This window comes from Caulobacter sp. GW821-FHT10A10, assembly GCF_059415745.1.
The window spans coordinates 1-798 of sequence record NZ_JBWKNV010000020.1 but is presented as its reverse complement, the minus strand read 5'-3'; the positions used below and the strand labels follow the sequence as shown (position 1 = coordinate 798).

General features: G+C 69.7%; 1 protein-coding gene. It reads right to left on the bottom strand.

Going from position 1 to position 798, the window contains the following annotated elements:
* Positions 1 to 798: UDP-glucose dehydrogenase family protein (locus AC07NS_RS26645; protein ID WP_494608229.1), on the bottom strand; the 798-nt coding region annotated here is incomplete at both ends.

Below are 798 nucleotides of genomic sequence, written 5' to 3'. Positions count from 1 at the left end.
TCCCCGGCCGATGGAGGCGTAGGTGAAGCCGGCCCGCACCATCTCGGCGGGCTTGTAGACGTTGCGCAGGTCGACGACGACCGGGGCGGCCAGCAGGCCCTTGAGGCGGTCCAGGTCGAGGGCGCGGAACTGGTCCCACTCGGTGAGGATCAGCAGCACGTCGGCGCCCTGGGCGGCCTCGTAGGGACCGCCGACGAACTCGACGCCGGGCAGCAGGGCTTCGGCCTCGTGGCGGCCTTCGGGGTCGAAGGCGCGGACCTTGGCGCCCTTGGCCTGCAGGGCCGGCAGGATGTCGAGGCTCGGAGCGTCGCGCATGTCGTCGGTGTTGGGCTTGAAGGTCACGCCCAGCACCCCGACGGTCTTGCCGGCCAGGTCATCGGCGCCCAGCACGGCGGCGACCTTCTCGGCCATGGCCTTCTTGCGGGCGGTGTTGACCTCGACCGTGGTCTCGATCAGCCGGGTCGGCGCGCCGTAGTCGGCGGCGGTCTTGACCAGGGCGATGGTGTCTTTCGGGAAGCAGCTGCCGCCGTAGCCGGGGCCGGCGTTGAGGAACTTGCTGCCGATCCGCTTGTCCAGGCCGATGCCCTTGGCCACCTGCTGCACGTCGGCCCCGACCTTTTCGCACAGGTCGGCCATCTCGTTGATGAAGGTGATCTTCATGGCGAGGAAGGCGTTGGCGGCGTACTTGATCAGCTCGCTGGTGCGGCGGCCGGTGAAGACGATCGGGGTCTCGTTGAGGCTCAGCGGGCGATAGAGCTCGCGCATCACCGCCTGGGCCCGCTCGTCCTCGGTGCCCAC